The 19799-nt window shown below is 59.9% G+C and carries 14 protein-coding genes; 8 read left to right on the top strand and 6 right to left on the bottom strand.

The genetic code is table 11. The annotated features are described in order from the left end of the window. Positions 1 to 300 precede the first annotated feature (300 nt). The 3 genes from kdgD (at position 301) to garD (ending at position 4317) form a co-directional block, all read left to right on the top strand. Complete coding sequence (gene kdgD, locus ACWKWM_RS25590; RefSeq protein ID WP_483848786.1) at positions 301 to 1212, top strand: 5-dehydro-4-deoxyglucarate dehydratase; 912 nt, start codon at positions 301 to 303, stop codon at positions 1210 to 1212. Between the two features lie 168 nt (positions 1213 to 1380). Next, positions 1381 to 2751, top strand: coding sequence for an MFS transporter (locus ACWKWM_RS25585; RefSeq protein ID WP_483848785.1), 1371 nt, complete (start codon positions 1381 to 1383; stop codon positions 2749 to 2751). A gap of 12 nt (positions 2752 to 2763) precedes the next feature. Next, entirely contained in the window at positions 2764 to 4317 is a 1554-nt protein-coding gene (gene garD / locus ACWKWM_RS25580; protein ID WP_483848784.1) for a galactarate dehydratase, read from the top strand. A 218-nt stretch (positions 4318 to 4535) separates the two neighbouring features. On the opposite strand, the gene ACWKWM_RS25575 is transcribed toward garD, so the two are convergent. Next, entirely contained in the window at positions 4536 to 5537 is a 1002-nt protein-coding gene (locus ACWKWM_RS25575) for a ketopantoate reductase family protein (RefSeq protein ID WP_483848783.1), read from the bottom strand. A gap of 363 nt (positions 5538 to 5900) precedes the next feature. Here ACWKWM_RS25575 and ACWKWM_RS25570 point away from each other — a divergent pair, with 363 nt between their 5' ends. After that, the gene (locus tag ACWKWM_RS25570; RefSeq protein ID WP_483848782.1) at positions 5901 to 7115 is read left to right on the top strand and encodes a zinc-dependent alcohol dehydrogenase; all 1215 of its coding nucleotides are present in this window, start codon (positions 5901 to 5903) and stop codon (positions 7113 to 7115) included. A 145-nt stretch (positions 7116 to 7260) separates the two neighbouring features. Here ACWKWM_RS25570 and ACWKWM_RS25565 read toward each other — a convergent pair whose 3' ends face one another. The 5 genes from ACWKWM_RS25565 to cra form a co-directional block, all read right to left on the bottom strand. Then, positions 7261 to 8028 (bottom strand): alpha/beta hydrolase family protein, encoded by a 768-nt coding sequence (locus ACWKWM_RS25565; RefSeq protein ID WP_483848781.1) that lies wholly within the window; start codon positions 8026 to 8028, stop codon positions 7261 to 7263. Further along, entirely contained in the window at positions 8012 to 9136 is a 1125-nt protein-coding gene (locus ACWKWM_RS25560) for a DUF3182 family protein (protein WP_483848780.1), read from the bottom strand. The genes ACWKWM_RS25565 and ACWKWM_RS25560 overlap by 17 nt, the downstream gene beginning before the upstream one ends. Before the next feature lie 275 nt (positions 9137 to 9411). Further along, entirely contained in the window at positions 9412 to 9837 is a 426-nt protein-coding gene (locus tag ACWKWM_RS25555; protein ID WP_483848779.1) for a low affinity iron permease family protein, read from the bottom strand. A 90-nt stretch (positions 9838 to 9927) separates the two neighbouring features. Continuing rightward, positions 9928 to 10707, bottom strand: coding sequence for a TatD family hydrolase (locus tag ACWKWM_RS25550; RefSeq protein WP_483848778.1), 780 nt, complete (start codon positions 10705 to 10707; stop codon positions 9928 to 9930). A 2-nt stretch (positions 10708 to 10709) separates the two neighbouring features. Beyond that, positions 10710 to 11705, bottom strand: a complete 996-nt coding sequence (gene cra / locus ACWKWM_RS25545) for a catabolite repressor/activator (RefSeq protein ID WP_483848777.1) — start codon at positions 11703 to 11705, stop codon at positions 10710 to 10712. A 403-nt stretch (positions 11706 to 12108) separates the two neighbouring features. On the opposite strand from cra, the gene ptsP reads away from it, so the two are divergent. From ptsP to ACWKWM_RS25525, 4 genes are all read left to right on the top strand, one after another. Then, positions 12109 to 14970 (top strand): phosphoenolpyruvate--protein phosphotransferase, encoded by a 2862-nt coding sequence (gene ptsP / locus ACWKWM_RS25540; protein ID WP_483848776.1) that lies wholly within the window; start codon positions 12109 to 12111, stop codon positions 14968 to 14970. Then, positions 14970 to 15911, top strand: coding sequence for a 1-phosphofructokinase (pfkB, locus tag ACWKWM_RS25535; protein WP_483848775.1), 942 nt, complete (start codon positions 14970 to 14972; stop codon positions 15909 to 15911). Before ptsP ends, pfkB begins: the two co-directional genes overlap by 1 nt. A gap of 175 nt (positions 15912 to 16086) precedes the next feature. Beyond that, positions 16087 to 17826 carry a PTS fructose-like transporter subunit IIB gene (locus ACWKWM_RS25530; RefSeq protein ID WP_483848774.1) on the top strand — a complete coding sequence of 580 codons (1740 nt, stop codon included), beginning with the start codon at positions 16087 to 16089 and terminating at the stop codon, positions 17824 to 17826. 204 nt (positions 17827 to 18030) lie between these two features. Further along, positions 18031 to 19590 carry an alkaline phosphatase D family protein gene (locus tag ACWKWM_RS25525; protein ID WP_483848773.1) on the top strand — a complete coding sequence of 520 codons (1560 nt, stop codon included), beginning with the start codon at positions 18031 to 18033 and terminating at the stop codon, positions 19588 to 19590. The last annotated feature ends 209 nt before the right edge of the window (positions 19591 to 19799 follow it).

Raw genomic sequence — 19799 nt, 5'->3', positions numbered from 1 at the left:
GTCTGTAAGAGCAATAGGAAGCCGCGGCGGCTGTGACGCGGTCCGTCTGGCAAACAAAAGTAACTGAATTACGACCGGTTCCCGGCCGATCGCTGGCAAGCCAAGCTCCTACGCCCTCCGGGTAGAAGCAATCGAGCAGTCCCAGACTCATCTCTCTGCACCACCCATCCCCCCAACATTAAATTTCTCGACCCCCTATTGAGTCCTCCCGATTACAGTTGTACGATGACTTACGACATCAGCGCAGGACTGATGCTTCATCCACAAAATCCACAAAAATTGTCCCAGGGTGTTCGAATAATGAATCCACAAGAACTGAAGTCCGTCCTCTCTGCCGGTCTGTTGTCCTTCCCGGTTACCGATTTCAATGCCCAGGGCGATTTCCACCGCGCTGGCTACATCAAACGTCTGGAGTGGCTCGCCCCGTACGGCGCCACTGCTTTGTTCGCAGCCGGTGGTACTGGTGAGTTTTTCTCCCTCGCCGCCAGCGAATACTCCGAAGTCATCAAGACTGCCGTCGATACCTGCGAACACAGCGTGCCAATCCTGGCCGGTGTCGGTGGCTCGACCCGTCAAGCAATCGAATACGCTCAGGAAGCCGAGCGTCTGGGCGCCAAAGGCCTGCTGCTGCTGCCGCACTACCTGACTGAAGCCAGCCAGGACGGCGTTGCCGCTCACGTTGAAGCTGTCTGCAAATCGGTCAAGATCGGCGTTGTCGTCTACAACCGTAACGTCAGCCGCCTGACCGCTCCGCTGCTGGAGCGTCTGGCCGAGCGTTGCCCGAACCTGATCGGTTACAAAGACGGTCTGGGCGATATCGAACTGATGGTGTCGATCCGTCGCCGTCTGGGCGATCGCTTCTCTTACCTGGGCGGTTTGCCAACCGCAGAAGTCTACGCCGCGGCTTACAAGGCGCTGGGCGTGCCGGTTTACTCCTCGGCCGTGTTTAACTTCCTGCCAAAAATGGCGATGGATTTCTACCACGCCATCGCTCGCGACGATCACGAAACCGTCGGCAAGCTGATCGACGATTTCTTCCTGCCTTACCTGGACATCCGTAACCGCAAATCCGGTTACGCCGTCAGCATCGTCAAAGCAGGCGCGAAAATCGCTGGCTACGACGCAGGCCCGGTTCGTACTCCATTGACCGACCTGACTGCAGAAGAGTACGAAATGCTCGCTGCACTGATGGACAAGCAGGGCGCGCAATAAACGGCACGCACCTGATCAAGAACCGCTGAGCAATCAGCGGTTTTTTGCCGTCGGGCTGTCGCGTTTCACCGCATCAATCGCAGCTGAGCTAAGGGGCAGCGGCGAGTAGCAAACACACACATAAGATCGTTAACCCGCACAAAAAAATAATTAGTGGGAGTTCCTGACATGCTGAAAACCAAGCCGACTCACGTCCGGTATTTGATCTTGCTCATGCTGTTTCTGGTGACAACGATTAACTATGCCGACCGTGCAACCATCGCAATCGCGGGCTCCAGCCTGCAAAAAAGTCTCGGCATCGACGCCGTCACCCTCGGTTTTATCTTCTCCGCGTTCGGTTGGGCCTATGTGGCTGGTCAGATTCCTGGCGGCTGGCTGCTTGACCGCTACGGCTCCAAGAAAGTCTACGCACTGAGCATTTTCACCTGGTCGCTGTTCACCGTGCTGCAAGGCTATGTCGGTGAGTTCGGTCTCTCCACTGCGATCTTCCTGCTTTTCGCCCTGCGCTTCATGGTGGGCCTGGCAGAGGCACCTTCCTTTCCTGGCAACGCTCGCATCGTCGCGGCCTGGTTCCCGACCTCCGAGCGCGGGACTGCTTCGGCGATCTTCAACTCGGCGCAGTACTTCGCCACCGTTCTGTTCGCCCCGATCATGGGCTGGATCGTCTACACCTTCGGCTGGCAGCATGTGTTCGTGGTCATGGGCAGCATCGGCATCATCTTCTCGCTGATCTGGCTGAAAGTTATCCACAGCCCGCGTAACCACCCGAAAATCAACAAGGAAGAGTTCGACCACATTGCCAACAACGGCGGCATGGTCGACATGGATCAGGACAAGGGCAAAGGCTCGGCCAGCGGCCCGAAATGGGACTACGTGCGTCAGCTGCTGACCAACCGCATGATGCTCGGCATTTACCTGGCGCAGTACTGCATCAACGGCATCACCTACTTCTTCCTGACCTGGTTCCCGGTGTACCTGGTTCAAGAACGCGGCATGACCATTCTCAAGGCCGGTTTCATTGCTTCGTTGCCTGCGATCTGCGGCTTCATCGGCGGTGTACTGGGCGGGGTGATTTCCGACTACCTGCTGCGCAAAGGCCACTCGCTGACCTTCGCCCGCAAGGCGCCAATCATCGGCGGTCTGCTGCTCTCGACTTCCATCGTGACCTGTAACTACGTCGATATCGAATGGGTCGTCGTCGGCTTCATGGCTTTGGCGTTCTTCGGCAAAGGCGTGGGCGCGCTGGGTTGGGCGGTGATGTCCGACGCTTCGCCAAAACAGATTGCCGGCTTGAGCGGCGGCCTGTTCAACATGTTCGGCAACATCGCATCGATCACCACCCCGATCGTGATTGGGTACATCATCAGCACCACCGGTTCGTTCAAATGGGCCTTGGTGTTCGTCGGCGCCAACGCGCTGGTGGCGGTGATCAGCTACGTCTTCATCGTCGGTGAAATCAAACGTGTAGAACTCAAGGAAACCCCATCGAAGGGTGTCCTACCGGCCAGTGAAGCCGATCTTTCTCAAGCGAAACTCTGAGGAAAAACCGTGATGAACTTGATCCAACATGCCGACTCGCCGCGTTACATCCGCTTGCACGCGCTTGATAACGTCGTCGTCGTGGTCAATGACCAAGGCGTTCCGGCGGGGACAGAATTCGATAACGGTCTGGTAACCATCGATAACGTTCCGCAGAGCCACAAGGTCAACACCGTGGACATTGCCGAAGGTGAGCCGATCATTCGTTATGGCCACACCATCGGCTACGCGCTGCAACCGATTCCGAAGGGCAGTTGGGTCAAGGAAGATCAATTGCGCATGCCGTCGGCGCCGCCACTGGACAGTCTGCCAATGTCCGATGCGGTGCCGGTGAGGGGTGAAGCGCTGGAAGGCTTCACCTTCGAGGGCTATCGCAATGCTGACGGCACGGTCGGCACGCGCAACATTCTAGGGATTACCACCACGGTTCAGTGCGTGACTGGCGTGCTGGACTTTGCGGTAAAGCGAATCCGCGAAGAGCTGCTGCCCAAATACCCGAACGTCGATGACGTCGTGGCCATCACCCACAGCTACGGCTGCGGCGTGGCCATCACGGCCAAAGACGCCTACATCCCGATTCGTACCGTGCGCAACTTGGCGCGCAACCCGAACCTGGGCGGCGAAGCGCTGGTGATCAGTCTGGGTTGCGAGAAATTGCAGGCCGGGCAAGTCATGCACGAGGACGACGCTTCGGTGGACCTCACCGATCCGTGGCTGTACCGCCTGCAGGATTCCAGTCACGGCTTCAATGAAATGATCGAGCAGATCATAGAGCTGGCCGAGACCCGTTTGAAGAAGCTCGATCAGCGTCGTCGCGAAACCGTGCCGGCCTCCGAGTTGATTCTGGGCATGCAGTGCGGCGGCAGTGACGCGTTTTCCGGCATCACCGCCAACCCGGCTTTGGGTTATGCCTCGGACTTGCTGCTGCGCGCAGGCGCTACAGTGATGTTCTCTGAAGTGACCGAAGTGCGCGATGCAATCTATTTGCTGACCTCGCGCGCGGAAACCATGGAGGTCGCCGAAGGGCTGGTGCGCGAAATGGACTGGTACGACCGTTACCTGGCCAAAGGCGAAGCGGACCGCAGCGCCAACACTACGCCCGGCAACAAAAAGGGCGGGCTGTCGAACATTGTCGAGAAGTCCTTGGGCTCAATCGTCAAATCCGGTAACAGCGCGATCAACGCGGTGCTGGGCCCTGGCGAGCGTGTGACGCGCAAAGGGCTGATCTTCTGCGCGACGCCAGCGAGCGATTTTGTCTGCGGGACGCTGCAACTGGCGGCCGGGATGAACCTGCACGTGTTCACCACCGGGCGCGGCACGCCGTATGGTCTGGCGATGTCGCCGGTGGTGAAGGTGTCGACTCGAACCGAGCTGGCACAGCGCTGGCCGGACCTGATCGACATCGACGCCGGGCGGATTGCCACAGGGCGGGCGAGCATCGAGGACTTGGGTTGGGAGCTGTTCCATTTCTATCTGGATGTCGCGAGCGGCAAAAAGAAGACCTGGACCGAGCACTATCGTTTGCACAACGACATCACTTTGTTCAACCCAGCGCCGATTACTTGATTGATCGCCTTCGCGGGCAAGCTCACTCCTACAGGACAGCGTTGGACCTGTGGGAGCGGACCTATCCGCGAAGACGTCGTCACATCCGGTACATATCTATCGCCTGAAAAACTGCCTTCGCGGACAGGTCCGCTCCCACGAGTTTGGGTACGGCAACAGATGTGCGCCGATCACGGATTCTGTTGGAGCGAGGCTGCCCCTCCTACAATTCCTGCCGCTCAATGCCGCACATGATCCTTGTGCGGATGCTCACCGCAAAACCTGGCCAGGGTCACGATGCTTCGAGTGATCGGCATCGGGATGTTTACTTTGGCTGCCATCTCCAACACAGCATCGCCAATTGCCGCCAGTTCCAGCGGCAAACCCTTGTCGAAGTCCTGCAGCATCGACGTGCGCACAGCGCCCATGCTGGCGCCAAACTGCATGAACGTCGTCGGCTCCATGCTCAGTCGCGCGTCGTAGGCCGAGGCAACAGCCATCGCTTCGTGAAAGGTCGCAAGCGCCAGTTCGCGCATATCCGGCAGGCCATAGATCTGCTCAAGCGTGGCACCGGTCACCACCGACACCGGGTTTGAGGTCAGATTGGCAATGATCTTGGTCCACAGCTGATCGCGAATCCTGTCCGAGCCTTGGGCTTCAATGCCTGCGCGGTAAATCAGCGACGAGAGTTCTTCCAGGCGGGGCGTCAGTTCATTGTTCAGTTCACCGAAGATGATCCGGTAGGGGTTGTGGGTTTTGACCACGCCGGGCGCCGAGCTCTGCGCGGTCATGAACACAACACAGCCAATGACGTTATTCAGGTTCAGCGATTCCTCCAGCACCCCGTCAGGATCGACGCTGGCAATACGTTCCCCGTCAAACTGGCCGCCTTCGCCGTGGAAATACCACCACGGCACCCCGTTGATCATCGGGATCACCAACGTGTCAGGACCAATCAGCGGCTGAATCTGCGGCAATAGCGTGGTCAGCGAAGGCGCTTTGGTGCACAGAAAAACCACATCCTGCTCGCCGAGGGTTTGCGCGCTGTCGCTGGCGTTGACCTTGACGTGATGGCGCCCCTCCAAATCGTGCAGGTGAATGCCGTTGCGTTGCAGGGCGTCGAGGGTCTTGCCGCGGGCGAAGACGTTAACCGGCTGACCGCTCAGGGCAATGCGCGCCGCCAGCGTGCAACCAATGGCACCAGCGCCCGCAATGCAGACGCGCAAGGAAGAAGAATTCATGACAGCTCCAGATGACCAAACATCGGCTGCGCGAAAGGCCAGCCAGTTGTGCAATATCGCCTGAATCTCACGGTGGGCGTTAGTCTCAATGGCGCTCGGTGTTGATCGCGTTGTCGCGATACGCCGTTTCTGTAGGGGCGAATTTATTCGCGAGGCTTTTTGCTCGGCACACTATTTTTGATCGCTCGCCAACACGTTGGCTCCTACAGTGCCAAGCGCGTTTTACAAATTCCCGCCTGTCCGCTTCCCGTCGCCCGTACCTGAACTTACGGTCCCGTTCCTTCCTCCCTATTTTATACAGGCGGCGCAAGCCTTACGCGCCGCGCCGCAGCTTACTGGCTAAGGCCAAAAAAGGAGAAGTTCATGCGTGCATTGACCTACCACGGTGCCCACGACGTACGCGTCGAAACCGTCGCCGACCCGATCATTCAGGAAGCCGATGACGTCCTCCTCAAAGTCACGGCTACTGCCATCTGTGGCTCGGATCTGCACCTGTATCGCGGCAAGATTCCTGCGACCGAGCATGGCGATATCTTCGGCCACGAATTCATGGGGATCGTCGAAGAAGTTGGCCCGCAAGTGACCGCAGTCAAGCCGGGTGATCGCGTGGTGATCCCGTTTGTGATCGCCTGCGGTGGTTGTTTCTTCTGCCAGATGGATCTCTTTGCCGCGTGTGAAACAACCAATACCGGTCGTGGGGCGATTCTGAACAAAAAGTCGATTCCACCCGGAGCTGCACTGTTTGGCTTCAGCCATTTGTACGGTGGTATTCCGGGCGGGCAGGCGGAATACGTGCGTGTGCCCAAGGGCAACGTCGGGCCATTCAAAGTGCCAGGCAATCTCTCGGATGAGAAGGTTTTGTTCTTGTCAGACATCCTTCCGACGGCTTATCAAGCCGTTCTCAACGCGGGTGTTGGTCAGGGCTCGAGTCTGGCCATTTACGGCGCGGGGCCGGTGGGTCTGCTGGCTGCAGCGTGCGCCAAGATGCTCGGGGTCGAGCAGATTTTTATGGTCGATCACCACGCCTATCGATTGGCTTACGCGCAATTCACCTACGGCGTCATTCCGATCAATTTCGACGAAGACGATGATCCGGCCGACACTATCATCCGCCAGACCAAAGGCATGCGCGGCGTGGATGGCGTGGTCGATGCGGTGGGGTTCGAAGCCAAGGGCAGCACCACTGAAACCATCCTCGCCACGCTCAAGCTCGAAGGCAGCAGCGGCAAGGCTTTGCGTCAGTGCATTGCGGCTGTTCGTCGTGGTGGCACGGTCAGTGTCCCGGGGGTATACGCCGGGTTCATTCACGGCTTCATGTTCGGTGACGCGTTCGATAAAGGCCTTACCTTCAAGATGGGCCAGACGCACGTTCAGCGCTATTTGCCAGAGCTGCTGGAATACATCGAAAGCGGTGCGCTGGCGCCGGAAGCGATTGTCACGCACCGCATGTCACTCGAAGAGGCGGTGGAGGGTTACCGGATCTTCGACAAGAAAGAAGAAGACTGCCGCAAGATTATCCTGACGCCAGGGTTTGATAGCCGCACTGAGTTGTCGGCCAATGATGTGGTGGTGGAGTAGAGGTTCGTCTGATTAGGTCGCTCCAACAGAGTGACGCGACCTGTAGGAGCGAACTTGTTCGCGAGAGGGCATGTTTGATACGCCGGGGTGCCTGCCTCGCCAACAAGTTGGCTCCTACAGAATTGCGGGCCCCGTAGGGCCGCGCTTATGTAAACGCTGCTGAATGCGGGTAATCCACGATCCGCGAGCCAATGACCATCTCGCTGATCCAGTTGGTTAGCATCGTCGTGTACGCGTGCTGACTGGAGTCGCTGGTCAGCGCATGGTCGGCGCCGTCTACCAGCCGATACGTCAGCGAGTGTGCCATGTCGAACGCCGTGCGATAGCTCATCACGGTGGCGTGCGGCACGTAATCGTCGGTTTCTGATTCGACCAACAGCACATCGCCCTTGAAATCCTTGCAAGCAGCCAACGCCCGATTGTCCGCGGCGGTTACGGCGGAGCGTCGATAGTGCGCCAGCTTGTCGCGGTCCAGCGCTTGCTTGGGCATGTCCCAGTCCGCATCCCAGTACAACGCGGGCACTCGCAGCGCCAACCAGCGTACCGGGCGAATACCGCTCAGAATGGTCGCCAGGTAGCCGCCATAACTGCTGCCGATCACCGCAATTGCGTTGTTATCCACAGCGGGGTGGCTGGCCAGCCGATCGTACGCGGCCAAGAGGTCAGCCATGCTTTGTTCACGGGATACTGACGCGCGCATCTCATGAGTACGTTCGTGGCCACGCAAATCGAACGTCAGGCAAACACAGCCTAGCCCCGTGATGTTTTTGGCCCGAGCCAAGTCCCGCTGCTGACTGCCGCCCCAACCGTGGACGAAGAGGATGCCGGGCAATTTGGCGCCCGGCGTAAGAATGGTGCCGGAAATGCTTTGATCATCGACGGCGATGTCGATGGTTTCACTGCGAACCGTCATAGGGCTGGACCTGTGTGAATTTGGTGATGAAGCCGACGTCTGGGTCATCGCCTTCGTAAAGCACGTTAGCGTCTGCGGGCAGGGTGGTTTCGCCGTAGATTTCGTGGGTCGACACGCTGATATGGTTCAGGCCCGGATCGGCGGCGAACGCCACCAGCGCCTGGACTTCCGCCGGACTCGCACCGCCGATTCGCCAGGACTGCTCGAGCACGCCGGAGCACACCTGCCCGCGTGAGTTCGTGCCATGTGCGATGTCGTAGTTGCGCCTTGACGCGAGGAAGTCCGGGAAGCAATCGTGTGCCGCTTTCTCGTAAGTCATCGCCTGATTGACCGACTTTCTGACATCCGCGTCGAGATCGAGTTTGAGCAATTCGTCGTAGTCGCCACGTACCAGCCACAGTTCCGACCCTCCATAAACCGTTTCGCCGTCGTTGTCTTGCGTCAGGCTTTGGGTGCCGTGATAGCTGATCACGATGCCCGCCACCTGGATCTGCCCGACGCTGTAAGTGATGACGTCGTGCAGGTCCTCTTCAAGCACCAGGCCCCATTCCTCGACCTGCGCACTGTCTTGCGCGTCGATGGCCTGATCGAGTTCTGCCTGAGTCTGCGCGACGATCTGGCCCCGTCCAGCGGTGGCCAATACTGGCTTGACCCTGACCGGGCCGTTTTCGAGCAATCGCTTCCCGGCCCGGTGGGCATCGGCGAGATTGAACACGGTAAAGCCGAGCAGAACTGAATCAGCGGCGTCTTCAAAAAATTTATCCGACCAACCTTCCGGTTTCGCCGTGGCGTCATCGAGCAAGGGGTGGGAGATCGCCTTGGTGGCCATGAACGGGTGCTGGATCAAGCCGCCGAAGAAGTCGCGCACTGAACGAATATTCAACGCATCGACAGCGTCTTTGCCGATCAGTGTGTCGGAAGGGATGAAATACAGCCCCGGGCCTTTATGCAGGGCGGGATCGTATAAGCCGGAGAATCTGGCGCCCAGCAGCCTGGCGATCTGCTCGCCAAGGGCCGAGTGCACGCCGACTTCATGTGTAGCGAGTTTCTTATGGGTGGAGAGCAGAACAACTTCAGACTTTGCAGTGCTGGTTTCTGACCCGCTCATGCACAAACTCCCTGTTCAAAAATTGGCAGCGCGTTCCTGTGTAGGAGCCAACTTGTTGGCGAGGCGATCTACAGGTAACGCCGCGTGAACCGCCTCGCCAACAAGTTGGCTCCTACAGGATTGCGTTGACGTCATATCTTCTGTAGGAGCGAACTTGTTCGCGAGGCGATCTACAGGTAATGCCGCGTGAACCGCCTCGCCAACAAGTTGGCTCCTACAGGTGTGCGTCGGCGTCAGGACGTAAAGGTAAGAAGCCCACACAGCTGCGTAGTTCCTCAGCGCTGATCAGTGGCCATCTTGTTAACCTGCTCGTCGGACAGCGGTTCCGGGAACGGTTGGGTGTGATCGATCTCAACGCCGTCACCCATCGCCTTGTACTTTTTACGCAGCGCGTGCAGCTCTTTCTGATCCAGATTGTCGAGGCTGAGCACTGCGTTTTGCGCGTCTTTGGACACCCGCAGCAGCTCGTCGATTTTGATGTGCAGCTCGTCTGTATCGCGGTTCTGAGTGTTTTGAATCAGGAATACCATCAGGAACGTGATGATGGTGGTCGAGGTATTGATGATCAGCTGCCAGGTGTCGTTGTAGTGAAACATTGGCCCAGTGCAGGCCCATGTGGCGATCAGCAAAACGGCGATCAGAAAGGTCTTGGGGCTGCCTGTCCACTTAGATAACGCCTGAGCGAACCTGGAGAATTTCATTGCCGGTGTCCTTGGTACAAATGAGTGATACCTAAGGGACCGCAGTAGGGCTTTGAAATTTCTTATTACAAAATGAAATCGCTGACAGCTTCAGCGCCAGTCGAACACCTGATTCGCATTATGAGTGCTGGCCTGCGCCAATGCGTCGGGCTCCACGCCCATGATCCCTGCTAGCGCCGCGCAAATATCGGGCAAGTGTTCCGGGCTGTTGCGCTGATTGGGATACATCGCGGGCGCCATGTCCGGTGAGTCGGTTTCCAGAACAACGCTGTCCAGCGGCAGATCGGCGAGCACACGATGCATGCGCAGCGCCTGTGGCCAGGTTGCCGCGCCGCCCAGACCCAGTTTGAACCCCAGCTTGATGTACTCGCGCGCTTCTTCGCGACTGCCGGCGAACGCGTGAACGATCCCCGCCCGCTTGAGCTTGAAGCGTTTGAGCGTTGCGAGGACATCGGCGTGACTGCGGCGCACATGGAGCAGCGCGGGCAGGTTGAAGTCGGCGGCCATCTGTAACTGAGCTTCGAACACCTGTTGCTGGCGCGTGCGGTCCAGACTTTCAAGGTAGTAATCCAGACCGATTTCGCCGATGGCGCAGAGCTTCGGATGCCCGGCCAGATGACTCAATCGCTCGCGCAATTCGTCCAGATGCGCCGGGAGATGCTCATCGATGTAAATCGGGTGCAGCCCCAATGCGGCGTACACCGACGGCTCGCTCAGCGCCAAATCCCACACCCGTTGAAGATTGCGCTGATAGACGCCCAGCACCACCACACGCTCGATGCCCAGTTGCTGGCAATTAGCTAGCACCTCAGAGCGATCCTTATCGAAATCGTCGAAGTCCAGATGGGTGTGGGTATCGAACAGCTTCAACGTCAGACCTCGTGGATGCGTTGCTTGAACGTGCGGACGATGGCGTGCACCCCCGGTTCGTAAACGTCTTTCTCAACGGCATCCAGCGCCAGGGACAAGGCTTTTTCCGCAATCAGCTGATGCTGCTGCGCCATGGCATTGACTGGCAACGGCAGAAGGTCCAGCAACTGGGTGTCGCCAAAAGTGCCGAGATGGAGCTGGTCCGGATTCAGCGTGCGTTTTTGCAACAGGTCGAAAACGCCCTGCAGCAATACGTAGGACGTGGTGATCAACGCATCGGGCATGTGGCCGAGTCGGTCGAACAGTTCCGTGGCCAGACGTAAGCCACAGTCGCGACTGAATGCTTCGCCGTGCTCGATGAACACCTCGCCCGTGAAGCCGTCGAGGGCGTCTTTAAAGCCTGCAGTGCGTTCGCGGCTCACGCTCAGTTCCGGGCGCGCGCCGAGCAGGGCGATGTGGCGGGGGCGGGTTTCCAGTAAGCTGCGGGTCAGTTGCTGGCTGGCGTCATGGTCATCGCTGACCACCGAGCAGAACAGCTCAGGGTCCATTTCCCGGTCGATGGCGATGATCGGCAGCCCTTGTTTTTGCAGCGCGCGGTAACTGTCATCGCTGGCCGGAAGACAGCTTGCGACGAACAGCGCATCGCATCGACGGGCGCGAAACAGCTGCAACAATTGCAGCTCACTGATGGGGTCATCGTCGGAACTGGCGATCAGCAACTGATAGCCGCGAGCCCGGGCGCCTTGTTCAAGTTGCTTGGCGATCCGCGCGTAACTGGGGTTCTCCAGGTCCGGCAGAATAAAACCCAGCGTGCGCGTATGACGACTGCGCAAGCCGGCGGCCTGAGGGTTAGGCCGGAAACCATGTTCATCGACCACCGCGCGAACACGCTCCACGGTAGCGCTGCTGATGCGTTGCTGTTCGGCCTTGCCGTTGATCACGTAGCTGGCAGTCGTCACGGACACACCCGCCAAGCGCGCAATATCACTGAGTTTCAACCCGAACATTCCTTTTGTTGTGTGAGGCGGGCTTGATCATATCGCCGAGGATTCTCACCGATCTGGGTCATCATTGCATCAGACTCATGCCAGACGACGCTTTACTGTAGGAGCGAATTTATTCGCGAGACGATCTTACGTCCGGCAAACGGTGTGAGCTGAAAATCCTCTCGCGAATAAATTCGCTTCTACAGATTCGACCGGATGGACTTCAACCCAACGAGATTATCGAGTAACGTGCCCGGCGATTTAGATTAAACGATTCAGCTATCGTATTTACGGCGCTGAACTTGCGTTCAAGCGGTGGTCAGAGTGGTATCGCTTTTACGCTGACACGATCGATCATCGATGATCGATCTACAAAACAAGAACCGGGCGCGCCCTGCGCTGTAAGGAGAGAAGCATGCTCGAACTCACCATAGAGCAAATTTCCATGGCGCAAGCGGCGGCGGACAAACCCGCTGCCTTAAAGCTGCTCGCCGATTTGCTGGTGGCCGACGGCCTGGTAGCCGAAGGTTATCTCGCCGGGCTGCAGGCCCGCGAGCAGCAGGGTTCGACTTTCCTGGGTCAAGGCATCGCCATCCCCCACGGCACCCCGGACACCCGCGAGCTGGTATTCGCCACCGGCGTGCGCCTGATGCAATTCCCGGAAGGCGTGGATTGGGGCGACGGCCAGATCGTCTATCTCGCCATCGGCATCGCCACCAAGTCCGATGAGCACCTGCGTTTGCTGCAATTGCTGACCCGTGCCCTCGGCGAAACCGACCTCGGTGAAGCGTTGCGTCAGGCCCAAAGTCCAGAAGCGCTGCTCAAACTGCTGCAAGGCGCGCCGCAAGCGTTGGCGCTGGATGCGCAGATGATCAGCCTCGGCGTTTCCGTGGATGATTTCGAAGAACTGGTCTGGCACGGCGCGCGCCTGCTGCGTCGAGCCGACTGCGCCAGCAACGGTTTTGCCGCCGTACTGCAACAGGTCGAGCCACTGCCTTTGGGCGATGGCTTGTGGTGGCTGCACAGCGAACAGATGGTCAAGCGTCCAGGCCTTGCGTTCGTCACACCCGACAAACCGATTCGCCACCTCGGTCAGCCACTGACGGGGCTGTTCTGTCTGGCCAGTCTGGGCGAAGCCCATCAAGCGTTGCTTGAGCGACTGTGCGCGTTATTGATCGAAGGCCGTGGCCACGAACTGGGCAGCGCGAAAAACAGCCGCGCGGTGCTGCAAGTGTTGGGCGGCGAGGTGCCCGAAGACTGGCCCACTGAGCGTATCGGTCTGGCCAACGCTCACGGACTCCACGCGCGCCCGGCGAAAATCCTCGCGCAACTGGCCAAAAGCTTCGAGGGCGATGTGCGGGTGCGCATCGTCGACGGCGGCGAAAGCGCTGTGTCGGTCAAAAGCCTGAGCAAACTGCTGAGCCTGGGTGCGCGACGGGGTCAGGTGCTGGAATTCATCGCCGAGCCCAACGTGGCCGGCGACGCCTTGCCTGCGCTGATCGCCGCCGTTCGTGAAGGCCTTGGCGAGGACATCGAGCCGCTGCCCACCGCTGCTGCACCCACACCCATTGCGGCGGTTGTCGCCAAAACGCTCCAGGCCCCGGCCGACGGCAGCCAGATCCAGGCTATAGCCGCATCTCCCGGCATCGCTATCGGGCCGGCTCATGTTCACGTGCTGCCGGTGTTCGATTACCCGCTGCAAGGCGAGTCCCACGCTGCCGAGCACGAGCGTCTGCAATCGGCGCTGGCCGAGGTGCGTGAAGACATTCAGCGCCTGATTCAGCGCAGCACCGCCAAGGCAATCCGCGAAATTTTTATCACTCATCAGGAAATGCTCGACGACCCGGAGTTGGTGGACGAAGTCGCCGCGCGCCTGAAGAAAGGCGAGAGCGCGGCGGCCGCCTGGATCAACGTGATCGAAGAAGCGGCCCGTCAGCAGGAACAGCTGCAAGACGCGTTGCTGGCCGAACGCGCTGCAGACTTGCGTGACGTCGGGCGCCGGGTGCTGGCGCAGATCTGTGGCGTCGATGACCTGGTCGAGCCTGAGCAACCTTACATTCTGGTGATGGACGAAGTGGGTCCTTCTGATGTCGCGCGCCTGGACCCGGTGCGTGTCGCGGGGATTTTGACCGCGCGCGGTGGCGCCACTGCCCATAGCGCCATCGTCGCTCGCGCTCTGGGCATTCCGGCGCTGGTGGGGGCGGGCGATGCGGTGCTGTTGATCAAGTCCGGTACGACGCTGCTGATCGACGGCCAGCGTGGTCGTTTGAACGTGGCACCGGATGAGGCCACTGTGCAGCGCGCCATTCAGGACCGCGACACCCGAGACAAACGCTTGCAGGCCGCTGCCGCATTACGCTTTGAACCTGCGCTCACACGCGACGGCCATGCAGTCGAAGTGTTCGCCAACATTGGTGACAGCGCAGGCACGCCGGCTGCGGTGGAGCAGGGCGCCGAGGGCATTGGCCTGCTGCGCACCGAATTGCTGTTCATGGCCCACAGTTCCGCCCCGGATGAAGCCACGCAAGAAGCCGAATACCGCCGCGTGCTCGACGACCTGCAAGGTCGTCCGCTGGTGGTCCGCACCCTTGATGTCGGCGGCGACAAACCCTTGCCCTACTGGCCGATCGACAAGGAAGAAAATCCTTTCCTTGGCGTGCGCGGCATCCGTCTGACCTTGCAGCGACCCGATGTCATGGAAAGCCAGCTGCGCGCCTTGTTGCGTGCGGCTGACAGTCGCCCTTTGCGGATCATGTTCCCCATGGTCGGCACGGTTGAGGAGTGGCGTCAGGCGCGGGACATGACCGAACGTTTACGCCTGGAAATCCCGGTCGCGGATTTACAGTTGGGGATCATGATCGAAGTGCCGTCAGCCGCGCTGCTGGCGCCGGTCCTGGCCAAAGAGGTGGATTTCTTCAGTGTCGGCACCAACGACCTGACCCAGTACACCCTGGGCATCGACCGCGGCCATCCGACGCTTTCGGCCCAGGCTGACGGCCTGCATCCGGCCGTGCTGCAACTGATCGACATCACGGTTCGCGCGGCCCATGCCCATGGCAAATGGGTCGGTGTATGCGGCGAGCTGGCGGCAGATCCAGTAGCAGTGCCGATTCTGGTGGGGCTTGGGGTCGATGAATTAAGCGTTTCGGCGCGCAGCATTGGCGAAGTCAAAGCCTGCGTGCGCGAATTGAATCTTATCGGTGCAAAACAGCTGGCGCAGGCGGCCTTGACCGTCGGCACGGCTGGCGAAGTCCGCGCGCTTGTGGAGGGCCTGTAATGGCGAAAATTCTGACATTGACCATGAATCCGGCGCTGGACCTGACCGTGCAGTTGGGCCCGTTGCAGGTCGGCCAGGTCAACCGCAGCGAAGCCATGCTCAGTCACGCCGCAGGCAAGGGCCTGAACGTGGCGCAGGTGCTGGCCGATCTTGGTCATGAGCTGACGGTGGCGGGCTTTCTCGGCGTGGACAATCAGCAGCCGTTTGAAACGCTGTTCGCCCAGCGCGGCTTTATCGATGAGTTCGTGCGCGTGCCGGGGGAAACCCGCAGCAACATCAAGCTGGCCGAAAGCACCGGGCGGATTACCGACGTCAATGGCGCCGGGCCGCAGGTTAGCGTCGAGGCGCAACAAGCGTTGGCGGCGCGGATCGAGCAGATCGCACCGGGTTTTGATCTGGTGGTGGTGGCAGGCAGCTTGCCCCGTGGCGTCGATGCGCAATGGCTCAAAGCCTTGCTGCTGCGCCTCAACGCCCAAGGTTTGAAAGTGGCGCTGGACACCAGTGGCGAAGCGTTGCGCGCAGGGCTTGAAGCCGCGCCGTGGCTGATCAAGCCCAATACCGAAGAGCTGGCGGACGCCCTCGATTCGCCGATCATTTCGATTGCCGCCCAGGCAGAAGCCGCCGCGCGCTTGCGCGAGAACGGCATCGAGCATGTGGTGATCTCCCAAGGCTCCGAAGGCGTGCACTGGTTCAGTTCCAGCGTGGCGTTGCAGGCGTTGCCGCCCAAGGTCACTGTTGCTAGCACTGTCGGCGCCGGTGATTCGTTGCTAGCGGGCATGGTTCACGGTTTGCTAAGCGGCCATCCCGCCGAGCAGACCCTGCGTATAGCCACGGCAATTGCCGCCATGGCCGTCACCCAGATCGGTTTCGGCATCAACGACGTCGCACAGCTCAAGCGACTTGCCAGCGGCGTCAACGTACGTCCGTTGACTGAACAATGAGTGCGCTCACGTTGTTCAAACGCACTTTCTGTAGGAGCGAACTTGTTCGCGAGGCGTCCTGGCAGGCACACCGCGTCAGCCGTCTCGCCAACAAGTTGGCTCCTACAGAAGTCTGCGTCGTTCGGAGGGCACCCAAAATAGCCCGTTCAGTTTGTGTTGAAAGGAGAGGTTGGTAATGAAGTTAGCGATTGTTACGGCCTGTCCCAACGGCAAGATCAGCAGTGTCCTCAGCGCGCGTTTACTTGATGCCGCCGCGCAACGCCAGGGCTGGAGCACTAGCGTTGAGGTGCACAACCCGCGCAACCTGGAACAACAACTGACCGATGCCGATATCGAGGCGGCAGACTGGGTTCTGGTGGTCAACACCGGCCCGCTGGACCTGACCCGTTTTGCCGGCAAGCGTCTGCATCAAGCGACGCCCGCGCAAGCGTTGCAGGACGTCGATGGCTTCCTGCGCAACGCTGCCGAACTGGCAAAACCGTACGTTGCACCGTCCGCTTCCGACTCCGCGCCTTTAGCGATTTCTGCTCAGCCGCGATTGGTGGCGATAACGGCCTGTCCTACCGGCGTTGCGCACACCTTCATGGCCGCCGAGGCCATCCAACAGGCCGCCAAGAAGCTCGGCTATGAGTTGCAAGTCGAGACCCAAGGCTCGGTCGGCGCACGTAACCCGCTCAGTGCCCAGGCCATCGCCGACGCCGATGTGGTATTGCTCGCAGCCGATATCGAAGTCGCGACCGAGCGCTTCGCGGGCAAGCGAATCTATCGCTGCGGCACTGGTATCGCGCTGAAGCAGTCCGAGGCAACGCTGAAAAAAGCACTCGCTGAAGCCGAGGTCGAATCTTCGGCCAGCGCTTCGAAAACACCTGCCAAGCAAGAGAAAACCGGGGTCTACAAACACTTGCTGACGGGTGTCTCGTTTATGCTGCCGATGGTGGTGGCGGGCGGTTTGTTGATCGCGCTGTCGTTCGTGTTTGGCATTCATGCAGCCGAAGAGCCAGGCACCTTGGCTGCCGCTCTGAAACAGATCGGCGCTGGCGCTGCGTTCCAGCTGATGGTGCCATTGCTGGCCGGTTATATCGCTTATTCGATTGCCGATCGGCCAGGGCTTGCCCCCGGCATGATCGGCGGTCTGCTGGCGAGCACCCTGGGCGCCGGATTTATTGGCGGGATCATCGCCGGTTTCCTCGCGGGATACAGCGCCTGGGCGGTCAATCGCTATGCCAAGTTGCCGCCAAGCCTGGAAGCGCTCAAACCGATTCTGATCATTCCGTTGCTGGCGAGCGCATTTACCGGGTTGGTGATGATCTACGTGGTCGGCCAGCCGGTCGCGGCAATGCTTGCAGGCCTGACGCATTTTCTCGACACCATGGGCACCGCCAACGCCGTACTGCTGGGCGTATTGCTCGGCGCGATGATGTGCGTTGACTTGGGTGGGCCGATTAACAAGGCGTCGTATGCGTTTTCGGTGGGTTTGCTGGCGTCGAGCAGTGGGGCGCCGATGGCCGCGACCATGGCAGCGGGCATGGTGCCGCCGATTGGTATGGGCATCGCGTCGTTCATTGCCCGCCGCAAGTTCGCCCAGAGTGAACGGGAAGCGGGCAAAGCGGCCTTGGTGTTGGGGCTGTGTTTCATCTCCGAAGGTGCAATCCCGTTTGCCGCCAAAGACCCGTTGCGGGTGATCCCGGCGAGCATCGCGGGTGGCGCGCTGACTGGCGCGTTGTCGATGTACTTCGGCTGCAAACTCATGGCGCCCCATGGCGGGCTTTTCGTACTGCTGATCCCGAACGCGATCAACCATGCGCTGCTGTATCTGCTGGCGATCGTCGCGGGCAGTCTGGTGACCGGGTTGCTGTATGCCGTGCTGAAACGGCCGGAAGTGGTTGAGCTCGATGCGGTGCCTGCCGGGGCTTGATTTACCTCGGCCCAGCGCAGGACCGGTAGGAGCTGCCGAAGGCTGCGATGCGGTACATCTGACACACCGCAATCGCAGCCTCCCGCGGGTCGTCAGCTCCTACAAAAAACGCGTCGGCGGCCAGGATCAGAAGCGCGCTGTCACATTCCAGCCAACATCAGGCTGTAGGTTTTACCCCTTCGCATTCGTTTGATGGGGATACACATGACTCAGTTCGACCTGACCCGCCGCCGCATCATTCAAGCTGCCGGCGCCGGTTTGCTGTTGCCTGGCCTTGCGCCTGCGGTCATCGCGTCCGTCAAAGACCGTCCGAAAATGACCGATGGCGTGCAGTCCGGCGACTTGCAGGGTGATCGCGCGATGGTCTGGAGTCGCAGCGATCGCCCTTCGCGCATGGTGGTCGAGTGGGACACCCGCAGCATGTTCACCAACCCGCGCCGCAGCGTTTCGCTGCTGGCCGACCAGCGCACCGACTTCACGGCTCGCGTGGAACTGACCGGCCTGCCCACCGATCAAGCCATCTTCTACCGAGTGTCCTTCGAAGACGCCCAAACCGGTGTCGCCAGCGAGCCCTGGTTCGGCCACCTGCGCAGCGTGCCGCAGACCAAACGCGATATCCGCTTCGTCTGGAGTGGCGACACCGTCGGACAGGGCTTCGGCATCAATCCGGACATTGGCGGCATGCGCATCTACGAAGCCATGCGCCTGCGCCTGCCGGACTTCTTCATCCACAGCGGCGACACCATTTACGCCGACGGCCCGGTGCCCGCCGAGATCGTCGCAGAAAACGGCCGCGTCTGGCGCAACGTCACCACCGAGGCCAAGAGCAAAGTCGCTGAGACGCTGGACGAATATCGCGGCGCTTATCGCTACAACCTGCTCGACGACAACCTGCGCCGTTTCAACGCCGAGGTGCCACAGATCTGGCAGTGGGACGACCACGAGGTGTGCAACAACTGGTCGCCGACCAAGCAACTGGATGATCGCTACAAGGTGAAAGACATTCAGCTGCTGGCTCAACGCGGGCGTCAGGCGTTTCTCGAATACGCGCCGATGCGGTTGCAGAGCGCCGACAACGGTGGCCGGGTTTATCGCAAGCTCAGCTACGGCCCGATGCTTGATGTGTTCGTGCTCGACATGCGCAGCTACCGCGATGGCAACGACGCCAATCTTGCCGACAAACCAGGGCCTACCACTGCGTTTCTGGGGCGCGAACAACTGGATTGGCTCAAGCGCGAACTGGCAGCTTCCACCGCACAGTGGAAAATCATAGCCGCCGACATGCCTATTGGCCTTGGCGTGCCGGATGGCGAAGTCAGCCCTGGCGTGGCGCGTTGGGAAGCCATCGCCAATGCCAACGACGGTGCGCCGAAAGGACGTGAGCTGGAGATGGCCGAGCTGCTCGGCTATCTGCGCGCGCAGAAGATCAAGGATTGTGTGTGGCTGACAGCGGACGTGCATTACTGCGCCGCGCATCACTATCAACCGGATCTGGCGGTGTTTCAGGATTTCGACCCGTTCTGGGAGTTCGTCGCCGGGCCGTTGAACGCCGGGACCTACGGGCCAAACGTGCTCGACAAAACCTTCGGCCCGGAGCTGGTATTTCAAAAGGCACCTACCGCGCAGAACATATCGCCGTTTGCCGGGTATCAGTTTTTCGGCGAAGTGAATATCGACGGGCAGACGTCCGAGCTGACCGTGACCCTGCGTGATCTGGACGGCGTGTCGGTGTTCGAGAAGAAGCTGGCCCCTGCGAAGGGTTGATGCGCAACCGGTTTATTGTGGGAGCGGACCTGTCCGCGAATACGCAGGTCGGGTTGCTGCACATGTATCGACTGCACGGGCCTCTTCGCGGACAGGTCCGCTCCCACGGTTTTCGTGTACCAGCCAGAGATCCACTCATCTCGCGCAAATCCCTGCCACATAACCCTTCGTGCTGACCTATCATTAGCCACCTAACGACAGGACAGGGT

The organism is Pseudomonas rosaeacicularis, assembly GCF_057128745.1.
Note: the sequence above shows the minus strand (reverse complement) of the source record. Positions and strands in the feature narration are given on the sequence as shown.